Genomic DNA, 13727 nt, shown 5'->3' with positions numbered 1-13727 from the left:
AACAATTAGTTACGCATATCAAGCCCCCAGGAAAGTTTTGACCTTAATGTATTGAGAAAACTATCGTCCAGCATCTTAATGAGCCGGGCAGTAAACCCTGCCTTTTTGACGGTCAGATGCGTGTTTTCGTCTACAATCCGTGACCGGGCATCCAGGGATACCAGGAAGTTGCTGCTGCGGCTCTTTACTTCCAGCCTGATCACCGCGGTATCTTCTACTACCAGCGGCCGCACATTGAGGTTATGCGGACTGATGGGGGTTACAATAAAATTTTGAGAGTGCGGTACCAGTACCGGCCCGCCACAGCTGAGCGAGTAGCCGGTAGAGCCGGTAGGAGTGGACACAATCAGGCCGTCGGCCCAGTAGGAGTTCAGGAATTCCTGATTCAGGTACGTGTGTACTGTGATCATGGAAGAAGTGTCTGTTTTGGTGATGGTAAAGTCATTAAGTCCGAAGTTGAGCCCGTCGAAAAGGTCAATATTAGACTCAACTGCGACAAGCGTCCGTTCATCAATGCGGAACTCGTCATTTTCAAGCGCTATGATCATATCTGAAATGCGCTCCGGAGGTACCGTGGCCAGAAAACCAAGTCGCCCTACGTTGATCCCGATTGCTGGAATACGGCGCCTACCCACATGTGAAATTGTTTCGAGCAGGGTACCATCGCCCCCCATACTCACCATCAGGCGTGCCTCAAAAAGTTCTTCGGGCGAGCCGTACACCAGATTAGAGTAATGAGGGATGCCATTTTTATCCAGAAAATCCCGGAAGGGTTTGGAGAGTTGTACTTCAATGTTGCGCCGCAGCAGCTCATTGAACATGTTTTCAATGAACGGACGGGCGGACTCATTAAAGTTGCGTCCGTGAATGGCTATTTTCATGGAAGAAAAAGTATGTCAAGCGGTTTCTCCCGAAATATAAGGACAAATGTGCCGGTTTAAAAAACAGAAAAGAGAAGGCCAGAAAGGAAAATCTATGTGGCAAGGTATCGCAAAAGCATATCAAGGCGCTCCTGATCCACACTCTCGATGGGATCATTAGCATGCGCTTCGATGATCTCGTAACCAAACCGTTCGAGGGTTGCGATGGTAGGCGTTATATGCGTACGATTAAGTTTGAGCGTCAGCCGTGCCTCATTGGCAGGATCATAGCTTTCGCCGGAAGAGTAGTAACTGCTCAGGACCTTAATTCCATTGGATTCGATAAGCCGGCTGATTTCTGATAATGAATAATTGCGTTCTGCAATTTTCAGTACAATCACCGCGCCTTTTTCCTGAACTCCCAGCTGATTGACAAAATGCTCGATCAGATCGGCAACCAGAATGCTGCCTGCAAAAGTCCGGTCATCGCGAACAACCGGGATCACCAGCAATCCAAACTGGTTGACGAGCCGAAGCAACTCATACGGATGCTGGTCTTCCGTCGCAAAAATGTCGTGATGCTGAATGATAATCCTCGACAGCGGCTCGGAATTATCGGGTACATCAAACAAGATGTCTTCCGAAACAATACCCTGATAAGCACCTGCATTGGCCACTGCCAGCTGTTTCACGCCAAATTCGTCCATCCAGTCCAATGCCGTACTTACCGTATCGGTAAGTTTCAGTATGGGTACCATGGGATTTATCAGGGAAGCAGCGAGCATTAATCAGAAGGTCATTTTTTCGAATCTATTAAAAAACCGTTTATCATTCAACTTTCGTTCCAAAAGAAATAATACAAATGGAACATCAAACCGGCTTAACGGTTTAAACAGCCGGTACAGAAATGTGTTTTTCAAGGAAACTTTCCAGCACAGCATTAAATTCCCCGGGGTGTTCCATCATCGGGGCATGGCAGCATTTATCAATAAAATGCAGTTCCGAGCCTGAAATGAGCCGGTTGAACTCGTACCCGACATGAGGTGGGGTAATGGTATCGTTCAATCCCCACACCAGCAGGGTAGGTACGTTAATTTTGTGCAGCTCTTTCGCCAGATTATGGCGCTGGGCCGACTTGGCTATACCCACAATGCTCATGCACTTGGGAATGCTGGATGTGGTTTCAAAAACCTCGTCCACCAGATCTTTGGTTGCTACTGCCGGATCGTAGAAAGTGTATGCCACGCGCTCGCGAATGTAATCGTAGCTGCCGCGCTTGGGAAATGAGCCACCCATCGAGTTTTCGAAAAGGCCCGAGCTGCCTGTAAGTACCAGGCGGTTGACATTATCCTGGTTTTTCAAGGTGTACAGTAAGCCGATATGTCCGCCAAGTGAGTTACCAATCACGGTAACATGTGTCAGATTTTTAAAAACGACAAAATCCTCCACAAACTGCAGTAGTGCTTCCAGGTTGGCTTGCCTGGCTGGAAGTTCGTAGATCGGTAAAAGCGGAATAATGGTTCTGAAACGACCTGAGAAATGTTCGATGATGCCGTCCCAGTTGCTCAATGCTCCGAAAAGGCCATGCAATAGCAGCAATGTTTCGCCTTTTCCCTCGTCGATAAACTGAAACTGCCCTTCTGCACGGACTGTATACTTCATTCGTAGATGTGGATTTAATTGCGTTCAACAGCAGTCTGATCGCTGATATACTTATTACATATAACGGATTAAAGAAACTACTGCAAGATTCGCATATGATACAAAACTAGCTATTTTTTCCTTGGCTTGTGGCTGTAAAATAACAAACCTGGTTTTATTTTCTTGTAAATATTATATTAATAATGCCGGAAAACGAACTTAAACATTGAATCATTCAATTCGCCTGACGTGCGTGGCCTGACTTGCCTGCGCTGGGAGGGGGTAAAAGTTTCAGGTAATATACTTAGTAAACCGGCTGTCGGTATTGTACACGCTCTGCGTTCCGGCAGTATTTTCTCAAGTTCAAGTCTAAGTGAAATTTACATGGAATTTACCATCTGTTGATTAGAAAAATATTAAAACATTCCTTCTGATGAAAATCAAATCCGGTTCGGTACTGCTGTTTCTGGCGGCTATTCTAAGTACAGGCTTTCACAAAACCCTTGCGCAGCAGGCAATAGCACTCTATCCTGGCGCAATCCCCAATTCCATCGCTGCTGACAACCAGGAGACCAACAAAGACCAGATAGCCCGCAATGTTTCCAGGCCTACCCTGACAGTTTTTCTTCCCGAAAAACCCAATGCTACCCGGACAGCCGTAATTGTTTGTCCTGGGGGGGGCTATGGGGTTCTTGTCATGGACCGTGAAGGTTACCAGGTTGCCAGGCAGCTCAATGCCCTGGGCATTGCTGCTTTTGTCCTCAAATACCGGCTTCCTGAGGATAAGATCATGAAGAATAAATCGGTAGGGCCTCTTCAGGATGCCCAGCAGGCTATAAAAACAGTGCGAGAGCGCGCAGCAGAATGGAAAATTGATCCGCAGAAGATCGGTATCATGGGTTTTTCTGCAGGCGGGCATCTTGCCGCTACCGCCGGCACTCACTTTGACAGTACATTCATTGACAATCCTCAAAAAACCAGCCTGCGTCCCGATTTTATGATCCTGGTTTATCCCGTGATCAGTATGGGTGGCTCAATGGGACACAAGGGGTCAGCGGCTAATCTGCTGGGCAATGCACCGGCAGAGAAGCTTGTGCAGTACTTTTCGAATGAGTTGCAGGTAAATACCCGCACTCCGACGGCCTTTCTTACGCATGCAGGTGACGATACGGTTGTTCCTGTATCCAACAGTCTCGGATTTTATGATGCTTTGCAAAAAAATAATGTCCCCGCCGACCTGCACATTTATTCCAAAGGCGAGCATGGTTACCTGAAAACCCCTCAGTTTGGCGAGTGGTTTGAGCAATGCCGGCTTTGGATGATTACCAACGATTTGCTGGCGCGCTAGCTGAGCTGTAATTTTTTGATCAGGGTTTTTACGAAAAAGATAAGTTCCTGATCGGTTAAGGTCTGCAAGGCTTGTTCCACTTGCCTTGCAATCACAGTTGCGCCGGCTGCGGGAGCAGGACTTGTGAATACGCTTACTTCACCGGAATTTGCGGTTTTCCTTTGTTCAAATATATGCCACAGGTCTTCGCGCAGTTTTTCACCGGGTTGCAGGCCAAAGTAATGCATTGAAATATCTGCTGGTTTGATGCCGCAAAGGACTGCAAACTTTGCAGCGAGATCTCTGATGCGGACCGGGGCACCCATTTCTGCTATAAGTATTTCTCCGGTTTTACCTATACCTGCCGCTTCCAGCACAGTTTGAAAGGCTTCATGAAAAGTCATAAAATACCTGCATACTTCCGGGTGGGTGATGGTCATAGGCCGGCCTTCCCGAATTTGCTGCAGGAATCTTGGAATACACGATCCAGCCGAACCCAGTACGTTGCCGAAGCGCGTAATCACAAATATTGTTTCAGGATTTTCCCTGCTGACTGCCAGCAGGTACAGCTCCGCCAGCCGCTTGGTACTGCCCATTATGCCGGACGGATTTACTGCTTTGTCCGTCGATATAAAAACAAATTTACCCACCCTGAATTGTAATGAAACCTGCACCAGCACGTGAGTGCCGAGCACATTGGTGCGCAGGGCTTCATAGGGCTGATTTTGCATCATCGTCACATGCTTGTAAGCCGCAGCATGAAAAATAATGTCCGGCACCTGCTGCTGAAAAATACGCCGCATACCTGTCAGATCGGTAATGTCGGCTACAAAGTGGAGGATTGACGTTAGCGAAACCTGCACATGAGGCTTTTGGATGAGCTCACATAATGCAGTTTCCGCCTGATCGACCAGAATGAGCATCTTCGGGCATAAGTCAAGAATATGCTTCACGAGTTCCTGCCCGATGGAGCCTGCGGCACCTGTCAGCAGGATCGTTTTGCCTGAAATTGCATGGTATGCATGTGTGAGGTCGTACTGCTGCTCCTGGCGTCCGAGCAGCTTTTCAGGATCAGGATATAAGTTATGCTGCATTGAAAATGTCCGTGCGTTCCTGATTAAGACGGCACATCCATTCATTGGTCACAAAAAAAAGGAGCCGTTTTTGCAGCTCCTTCTTTATTATGAAATATCAGCTCATATCAACCCGTCAAATATACCTGGTGCCAGACCAAAAAGAATGGTCAGGAAGGTTGCCAGGAGCAGGATAACCTGGTAAAAAGGCGCAATGCGGATTTTGATCAGATCACCTTCTTTCAGGTAGGAAGAAACAATTACCCGGAAGTAATAATAAATACCGACGGTCGACATTAATACCGCAATCACCGTAATCCAGACAATTCCACGTTCGGCAGCGCTGGTAAAAATGAAGAATTTACCCCAGAAACCGGCAGTAAGCGGGATTCCTGCGAGTGAAAGCATGGACACGGTCAGTACAAAGGCAAGCAGCGGGTTTTGTTTGGCCAGACCATTAAACGCCTCGTAACGTTCGTTGGGCAAACCTCCGGATGCTTTTTCCTTTGATACGAGCATCAGTACCGCAAAGGCGCAGATGGTAGAAAGTGAATAGGCCAGTGAGTAAAAGATAACAGCATTGGCAGAAGGTTTTGTCAGTGCCGTAAGTGCAATCAGCAGGTACCCGGCATGAGAGATACCGGAGTAGGCCAGCATCCTTTTGAAGCTATCCTGGCTGCTCGCACCAATGTTGCCGACAAGCAGCGTAAGTACCGCAATGATCGCAATCACAATCCACCAGAATCCATAAGCATTGGCAAACGACGAGCTCAGCAGGCGGAGTAAAGTAGCAAATCCTGCCGTTTTAACTACCGTGGACATGAAAGCTGTAAAGATGGTCGGGGCGCCTTCGTACACGTCCGGTGTCCAGAAGTGAAAGGGAGCTGCCGAAACTTTGAAAAGCATACCGATCAGCAGCAGCAGCATGCCTGCATAAAGCAGGTACGATTGCGTACCGCCAGGCATATTGGAAACGAAACCCTGGATCTGACTAACCTTAAAGGTACCCGTAGCACCATAAAGCAGGGTCATTCCAAAAAGCATGATACCCGTCGCAAATGCACCCATGAGAAAATATTTGAGTGCTGCCTCATTGGACCTGAGATTACGCTTGTTGCTGCCCGTGAGAATGTACATGGCCACCGAGAGAATTTCCACCCCGATAAAAAGCATGATCAGGTGTTCAAAACCGACCATCATCAATGCACCTACCAGCGAAAACAGCATGAGCGCATAATATTCCGCCGGCTCTGATTCCGCATTGTCCTGAAAGCCTCCCGAAATGGCCACGATCATGAATGCAGAAAGTAGGATAATACCATTGAAAGCGAGTGTCAGGTTGTCTACCCGCAGCATGTCGTAAAAGTACAGGAGCGGGCCCTTGTTCCACTCAACAAAGTTGCTGGCCAGTGAAATAACCAGAAACAGCAAAGTGGCAGGAAGGAGGATGTTCCGGGATTTCGAAAAACCCAGAAAGAGGGTCGCGACGCCAAGAACGGACAGCAGGATAATGGGATACATATACTTATATTAATGTTTGTCGTTGGTCAACCCGGCTTGTGCCTGATCTCAGTTGGTAACAATCTGCAAAAGCTGATTTACTGCGGGCTCTGTCAGTTTGAGAAAGGTATTCGGGTAAATTCCGATCCAGAAAACCATGATGATCAAAGGCAGTAATACCGCCCGCTCGCCTGCTGTCAGGTCATGAAAACCTTCTACCAGCTTGCCTTTCGGACCGAACATCGATTTTTGGAACAACCTGAGCATATACACAGAGCCGAGAATAATCGTGAGCCCAGCGATCGCAGCCAGTTTTCCATTGAATTCAAAAACACCCGAGAGCAACAGGAATTCACCTACAAAGCCGTTGGTCAGCGGCAGTGCCACGCTGCCCAGCAGCAGGATCATAAAGTATACGCTCAGATGCGGGCTGGTTTGTGATATACCGCCGAGCTGGTCAAGGTAGCGGGTTTTGGTGCGGGAGTAAATCAGGTCAGAGATATAAAAGAGCCCGATCACGTTGATACCATGCGCCAGCATCTGAATCAATGCTCCCTGCAAGCCGTTCAATGAGGTGGAAAATACGCCGGCGGCCATCAATCCTACGTGAGCAAAAGATGAATAGGCGATCAGACGCTTCATATCATTCTGCTGGATAGCGATAATGGAACCATAGATAATCCCGATGATGGACAGTATCATCGCAAGCATACCCCAGTTTTGCATTCCAAGCGGAACAATGGGAAGAAGCAGTCTGATAAGTCCGTATACCCCCATTTTCAGCATAATACCGGATAGCAGCATAGTTGCCGGAGTAGGCGACTCGGTGTAAGTATCGGGTTGCCAGGTATGAAAAGGAAACAAGGGCATTTTAATCGCAAATGCAATAAAGAATGCCCAGAAGATGAACCCCTGCTGACCTGCAGAAAGATTAAGGTTGTAAAATGCAGTGATGTCGGACGTGTGGGTACCCGGCGTCTGGTAGTAAAGGTAAACCAGTGCCACGAGCATGAAGAGACTACCAAAGATGGTATAGATAAAGAACTTCAGAGTCACTTTCAGCCTGTTTTCTCCACCCCATACTGCGGCCAGGAAGTAGACGGGAATGAGTGCGGCTTCAAAAAACAGGTAAAACAGGAATGCATCAGTTGCTGTAAAAACACCGATCAATGCGGCTTCCATAAACAGGATCAGCGAGTAAAAAGAGCCTGGTTTGCGGTAATCGTGACGGAAAGCCGAAAGCATGATCAGGGGTGTCAGAAAAGTGGTAAGCAGCACAAGGATCAGGCTGATACCATCTATGCCTCCTGCAAAATTGATCCCCAGTGATCGGATCCAGGCATATTTATATGCGAACTGTGTCCCGGCGGCCGGATCAAATTGCAGCCAGACAGCCACAGCAGCGCCCAAGGCAGCCAGGCTACCCACCAGGGCAAGCTGCCGTGCCATGCGTTCGCCTGCCATCAAAGTGACAATTCCTGCTGCAATCGGTAAAAGTATCAGAATGAGAGTGAGCATAATTTGGGGTCAACAGTCCGCGATCAGTAATGACGGGGTTTATAATAATGCTTAAAGCAAAAGTTTCCAGAAAAGAATCAGGACAATGCCGATTACCATAGCGAATACATAGTCGCTGGTAGAGCCCGTCTGCGACTTTTTAAGCCAGCCCGAAAGCAGCTGAATGAGCCGCACGCCCATCTGAACAAACAGGTCTACAAAGAATTCTCCGAAGCTGTACAGGATATTGGACAGGCTTTTGATTGATTTTACAAAAATCGTATCGTACAGCTCATCCACATAGTATTTGTTATAAACCAGCTTCTGCAAGCCGGATTTTCCTGCACTGTCGGGAGCGGGTACCGCACTTTTCGAAACATACATGACATAGGCAGCGACTGCTGCGACCAGCGCCACGGCAACCGAAATGCCCATCAGCAGGTATTCTTCGGAATGGGAAAGAGCCGTGGCTTCGAACGCAGCAGGATTAACCTGACGCGCACCGTCGTACAGCGGACTCATGAACTCGGCCAGGCGATGCGTACCATGCAGGGCTTCGGGTACCCCGATAAAGCCTCCTATTGCGGACAGTATAGCAAGTACGACCAGCGGGAGTGTCATGCTAACCGGTGATTCGTGCAGGTGATGTTCCTGTTCATGAGTACCCCGGAAAGTGCCAAAGAAAGTCAGGAAAAGAAGCCTGAACATATAGAATGAGGTCATCAGGGAGCCTGCTACTCCAATCACCCACAGGATTTTGTTGTGTTCAAAAACGTGGGCAAGAATTTCGTCTTTGGAGAAAAACCCTGCAAAAGGCGGTAACCCTGCAATGGCCCAGGTCCCAATGAAGAAAGTAATGAAAGTGACCGGCAGTTTTTTACGCAGCCCACCCATAAAGCGGATATCCTGCTCGTCGGACATGGCGTGGATCACACTACCTGCACCAAGGAAAAGCAGGGCTTTGAAAAATGCGTGGGTGATCACGTGAAACATGGAAGCCGAGTACGCCATGGCACCCAGACCCATAAACATGTAGCCCAACTGACTAACTGTCGAGTAAGCCAGCACTTTTTTAATGTCATTCTGCAAAAGACCGATCGAGGCCGCAAACAATGCAGTAGCTCCGCCGATAATGCCCACGATTTCGAGCGTTTCAGGCGCGAGCGAGTACAGGATGTTGGAGCGGATCACCATATAAATACCCGCAGTCACCATGGTTGCTGCGTGGATCAGGGCAGATACCGGAGTAGGACCTGCCATCGCGTCCGGCAGCCAGGTATACAGGGGAATCTGGGCAGATTTTCCCATGGCTCCTACAAAAAGAAGCAGTGTAATGCCAACAATCAGGGGATCGCCCACCTGGAAGCTCCCTGCCTTGCTGAACACCTCACTATACTCCACCGAGCCGAATGTACCGATGATCATGAAGATGCCGAGCAGAAAACCCAGGTCACCTACACGGTTCATAATGAATGCCTTCCGTGCAGCATTGTTGTAATTTGTGTTTTTATTCCAGAATCCGATCAGAAGATAGGAGCAAAGTCCCACACCTTCCCAGCCGATGAACATGATCACATAGTTGGACCCGAGTACCAGCAGCAGCATGAAAAACAAAAACAGGTTGAGGTAAGCGAAGAATTTACCAAAACCTGCATCATGGTGCATATATCCGATAGAATAAACGTGAATCAGCGACCCGACCCCCGTAATGATCATCAACATCAGCAGCGAAAGCTGGTCGACCTGGAAGGAAAAGGGAATGTGCAGGTCACCTACCGTAATCCAGTCAAAAAGGGGCACGATAACAGGCTCGCTGCCCGATGCTACAAATGCATTAAAGGTAATGAGCGAAAGTGCAAAACTGGCCACAACCGCCAGCGTGCCGATCACACCCACCGCACCTTTCGGGATATTGGGGAACCCGAGTCCGTTGATCAGAAAGCCGGCAAGCGGCAGGAGCGGAATCAGGATAAGTAATGATGGAGACATATCAGATTGTAATCTTTAATTTCAAATCGGTCGGAGCGTTGTGCAGGCAGGATAGTTCCTACCACTTCAGCTTGTTGAGGAAGCCGACGTCCGTATTACGGGTATTGCGGTAAATCATTACAATAATCGCCAGGCCCACAGCCACTTCTGCCGCAGCTACTGCCATAATAAAAAACACGAAAACCTGACCGGAGGGATCAGATCGGTAAGAAGAAAAAGCAATCAGGAGTAAGTTGGCCGCATTGAGCATCAGCTCCACGGACATAAATATAATGATGGCATTGCGGCGGGTAAGTACACCAATGATACCAATCACAAAAAGCAGGGTACTAAGGATGAGATAGCTTTGAAGGGGAATATTCTGAATAACCGCGGGTATGTCGACTTCCGGGATATTAGGATTAGGAATCATAGCAGGGTTACCTTGTTGGATATTCGGTTAAAATAGTCAAAAATTGATTTTTGGCAAAAATAGATATAAATACCGCTTGCTCAAATCTGCCCCGTACTTTCTCTCAGCGCTGCGTCAATGTCCTCAATTTGATTTCCGTAAGCTTTCTTTTGGTATCCAGTGGAAACTCTCCCTTCATCATCCAGTCAAAAAACGAGGGTTCGCTTTTCAGGATATCCACCACGCGTTTTCCATTGTGTTTTCCAAAATTAAAAACCTCCTCACCCTTGTCGTTATAGGCCATTCTGCCCGCAAAATCAACCACCTTGGATGCCGTGAGCTCATGCAGCGCAGCAACGTCATTTTTGACCGGTTCGATCTCTTTGCCGTGACCATCGATCATGACCATACCCTCGTACCGGGCAATCTGTCCCTGTAAAACCTCGAAGGTGGCAATGGTATCAGCCTCAGCACTGTGCGCATTTTCAAGTGTTTTCCCGCAGTAGAATTTATAGGCTGCTGCCAGGTTCCGGGGCTCCATCATGTGGTAGATACGCTGGGTATCAACAGTTTTCCTGTTTTTCAGGTCAAATTCAACACCTGCCCGCAGGAATTCCTCTACGAGCATGGGAATATCAAAACGGTTGCTGTTAAAACCGGCCAGGTCACAGCCTTCAAGAAACTGGGTGAGATTTTTGGCAATGCTCTTAAATGTGGGGGCATCCTTTACATCCTCGTCGTAAATGCCGTGGATCAGACTGGTTTCCAGCGGAATGGGCATTTCGGGATTAATGCGGCGGGTACGGATCTCGCTTTCTCCGTTGGGCAGTGCTTTTACAACGGATATCTCTACAATACGGTCCCGGACAATATTGGTGCCGGTAGTTTCCAGGTCAAAAAAAGCCAGTGGCTTTTTCAGGCGGAGGGTATGCATAGACGTACGCTGATTATCAAATTCACGTCGCGAAGTTAAGGTGAAACAAACGTAGGCGCAAGGCTAGTCATAGTTTATACTCATTCCAAAAACGCGGGGCAGGAGGGGCTGGTGTAGTCAGGTATTGTCAGGTGTGGTCATTTGTTGTTTTGTAGTGTGTTGAATTTGCCGGTGGGTAGGCGGGGCGAGCCGGAGGATAATGATTTTGATGGAAGTTGTTGATGTGTTCTAGCTTGATGCGATCATTTTTATTCATCAAAATATAAATCGGTATGAAGGGAATTACATCTTTTTGGATTCAGGCTGTGATTTTGTTTGTTTTGGCGGGTTGTTCAGCGATGGGTCAGGGCGTAAGGTTTGGAGTCAAAGGTGGAGTGAATGTTTCTGATTTTTATGTCAGGACGAATGCGTACAATGGTGCTTTAAAGAATGTCTGGAAGCCACTGGTACTTTCTAATATAGGCGTTGCTGCAGAGAAAAGGTTTAGTACCTTACTAGGGCTTCAAGGCGAGGTATTGTATACAATTAACGGGAGCAATCTTCAATTCTCGAAATCCTACGCGCATTTCCTGTCCATCCCTATAGTATTGAATATTCGGCCTGCAAAATGGCTTGTTTTAGAAGTTGGGCCGCAGGGAAGTTTTATTTACAAGTCAAAAAAATCGGTGTTGTTTATAAATACTGACTTTGACCTTTCTGCCGTAATCGGCTGCCGCATTCAGGCGTCGTCTTCATTGGATATTGGCCTTCGGTTCGTACAAGGCATAGCACCCCTTGGTCTATTTTCAATCGCCGAAAACAACGGCAACATTAAGAATGTCCATGACTTTTATAATAGGAACTTGCAGTTGTCGGCGAGTTACTGGTTTGGTAAATAGGAGAATAGTCGTGGTAATTTTATAGTCAGGTGTAGTCAGGTATTGTTTTATAAAATCCATATTGCAACAATGACCACACCTGACCACACCTGACCATACCTGACCATACCTCACATTCCTTAAACCCAATCATAAGATTTCGTAACCGCCTTTTGCCAGCCTTTGTGCAGGTTTGTGCGTTGGGGCTCTTCCATTTGCGGGTTCCAGGTGTGGGCTACAGACCAGTTTTGTTTGAGCTCGTCGATGTTTTGCCAGTAGCCTACGGCCAGACCCGCTGCGTAGGCTGCGCCCAAGGCAGTAGTTTCGGCAATGGTAGGCGCCACAACCTGGGTGTTCAGGATATCCGCCTGAAATTGCATGAGCAGCTGGTTTTGTACCATACCGCCATCCACACGCAGGGAGGCAAGCGTAATGCCGGAATCTTGTTCCATGGCCCGTACCACATCGAGGGTCTGGTAGGCAGTTGCTTCGAGTACTGCCCTGGCAATGTGACCTTTGTTGACGTAGCGCGTCAGGCCCGCAATAACGCCCCGGGCATCATTACGCCAGTAAGGTGCGTACAATCCTGAAAATGCGGGTACGAAATACGCACCTCCATTGTCCTGAACGGTTCTGGCGAGGGTTTCAATATCACTGCTTTTGTCGATCAAACCAAGGTTGTCGCGGACCCACTGAACCAGCGCGCCTGTCACGGCCACACTTCCTTCCAGAGCATATTGTACAGGCTGTCCTGCAAACTGGTAGGCGATGGTTGACAACAGGCCATTTTCCGATGTTTTAAGTTCCCCGCCTGTATTCATCACCAGAAAGCACCCGGTACCATAGGTATTTTTGGCCATACCCGGCGTAAAGCAGGTTTGTCCCACCAATGCCGCATGCTGGTCGCCCAGATCGCCCGCTACGGGCACGCCAGGCAGGATTTCATTGGTAACATGTCCGTATACCTCACTGCTGGAACGGATTTCCGGGAGCATTTGCGCCGGAATATCATACGCTGCCAGCATATCCGCATCCCACTGCAGTGACCGAAGATTCATGAGCTGCGTGCGGCTTGCATTGGAAACATCGGTCACGTGAATGCCGCCCTGCACGCCGCCTGTGAGATGCCAGATCAGGAAGGTGTCCATATTGCCGAAAAGCGCCTCGCCTTTTTCAGCGTCTTCCCTCAGGTTTGTAACATTTTCCAGCAGCCATTTCAGCTTTAATCCGCTGAAGTAAGTGGAAAGAGGCAGTCCGGTTTTTTCACGGAAGCGGTTCAGCCCGCCTTCTTTTTCAAATTGCGTCACCAGGTCGGAAGTACGTGTATCCTGCCAAACCAGTGCATTATAGTACGGCCTGCCGGTACGTTTATTCCAGACTACGGTGGTTTCACGCTGGTTAGTGATCCCTATGGCAGCAATATCCGCCGAAGTTGCCGACGCCTGAATCCGGGCCAGAGCAATGACTTCAAGCGTATTTTTCCAAATTTCAACCGGATTGTGTTCCACCCAGCCCGGGTTCGGGTAAATCTGGGAATGCTCTTTCTGACCTACGGAGACGATCTGTCCCTGATGATTGAAAAGAATGCAGCGGGTACTGGTGGTACCCTGGTCAATGGCGGCGATGTATTTGGACATAGAGTGATTAAATTGGCTATT

12 protein-coding genes are annotated in these 13727 nt (G+C 48.3%); 2 read left to right on the top strand and 10 right to left on the bottom strand.

Going from position 1 to position 13727, the window contains the following annotated elements:
- Window positions 1-5 precede the first annotated feature (5 nt).
- From HWI92_RS18375 to HWI92_RS18365, 3 genes are all read right to left on the bottom strand, one after another.
- Entirely contained in the window at window positions 6-881 is an 876-nt protein-coding gene (locus HWI92_RS18375) for an NAD kinase (protein WP_204657986.1), read from the bottom strand.
- Window positions 882-973: 92 nt separating this feature from the next.
- On the bottom strand, window positions 974-1645 hold the full coding sequence (locus HWI92_RS18370) for a CBS domain-containing protein (RefSeq protein WP_204657984.1): 672 nt from the start codon (window positions 1643-1645) through the stop codon (window positions 974-976).
- 103 nt (window positions 1646-1748) lie between these two features.
- Window positions 1749-2522 (bottom strand): alpha/beta fold hydrolase, encoded by a 774-nt coding sequence (locus HWI92_RS18365; RefSeq protein ID WP_204657982.1) that lies wholly within the window; start codon window positions 2520-2522, stop codon window positions 1749-1751.
- A 412-nt stretch (window positions 2523-2934) separates the two neighbouring features.
- On the opposite strand from HWI92_RS18365, the gene HWI92_RS18360 reads away from it, so the two are divergent.
- Complete coding sequence (locus HWI92_RS18360; protein WP_204657980.1) at window positions 2935-3849, top strand: alpha/beta hydrolase; 915 nt, start codon at window positions 2935-2937, stop codon at window positions 3847-3849.
- Here the strand turns inward: HWI92_RS18360 and HWI92_RS18355 are convergent.
- The 6 genes from HWI92_RS18355 to HWI92_RS18330 form a co-directional block, all read right to left on the bottom strand.
- Entirely contained in the window at window positions 3846-4922 is a 1077-nt protein-coding gene (locus HWI92_RS18355; protein ID WP_204657978.1) for a polysaccharide biosynthesis protein, read from the bottom strand. The two genes, HWI92_RS18360 and HWI92_RS18355, sit on opposite strands and share 4 nt — an antisense overlap.
- Before the next feature lie 102 nt (window positions 4923-5024).
- Entirely contained in the window at window positions 5025-6422 is a 1398-nt protein-coding gene (locus HWI92_RS18350; protein WP_204657976.1) for an NADH-quinone oxidoreductase subunit N, read from the bottom strand.
- Between the two features lie 48 nt (window positions 6423-6470).
- Window positions 6471-7919, bottom strand: coding sequence for a complex I subunit 4 family protein (locus HWI92_RS18345; RefSeq protein ID WP_204657974.1), 1449 nt, complete (start codon window positions 7917-7919; stop codon window positions 6471-6473).
- 51 nt (window positions 7920-7970) lie between these two features.
- Complete coding sequence (gene nuoL / locus HWI92_RS18340) at window positions 7971-9887, bottom strand: NADH-quinone oxidoreductase subunit L (protein WP_204657972.1); 1917 nt, start codon at window positions 9885-9887, stop codon at window positions 7971-7973.
- Between the two features lie 58 nt (window positions 9888-9945).
- Entirely contained in the window at window positions 9946-10299 is a 354-nt protein-coding gene (gene nuoK / locus HWI92_RS18335) for an NADH-quinone oxidoreductase subunit NuoK (protein ID WP_229248264.1), read from the bottom strand.
- Window positions 10300-10402: 103 nt separating this feature from the next.
- Window positions 10403-11212, bottom strand: a complete 810-nt coding sequence (locus HWI92_RS18330; RefSeq protein WP_204657970.1) for a 3'-5' exonuclease — start codon at window positions 11210-11212, stop codon at window positions 10403-10405.
- Window positions 11213-11484: 272 nt separating this feature from the next.
- On the opposite strand from HWI92_RS18330, the gene HWI92_RS18325 reads away from it, so the two are divergent.
- The gene (locus tag HWI92_RS18325; RefSeq protein ID WP_204657968.1) at window positions 11485-12090 is read left to right on the top strand and encodes an outer membrane beta-barrel protein; all 606 of its coding nucleotides are present in this window, start codon (window positions 11485-11487) and stop codon (window positions 12088-12090) included.
- A gap of 119 nt (window positions 12091-12209) precedes the next feature.
- Here HWI92_RS18325 and glpK read toward each other — a convergent pair whose 3' ends face one another.
- Complete coding sequence (gene glpK, locus HWI92_RS18320) at window positions 12210-13706, bottom strand: glycerol kinase GlpK (protein ID WP_204657966.1); 1497 nt, start codon at window positions 13704-13706, stop codon at window positions 12210-12212.
- Between the last annotated feature and the right edge of the window lie 21 nt (window positions 13707-13727).

This window comes from Dyadobacter sandarakinus (assembly GCF_016894445.1).
Classification (GTDB): domain Bacteria; phylum Bacteroidota; class Bacteroidia; order Cytophagales; family Spirosomataceae; genus Dyadobacter; species Dyadobacter sandarakinus.
This window is presented reverse-complemented; position numbering and strand designations above follow the sequence as displayed.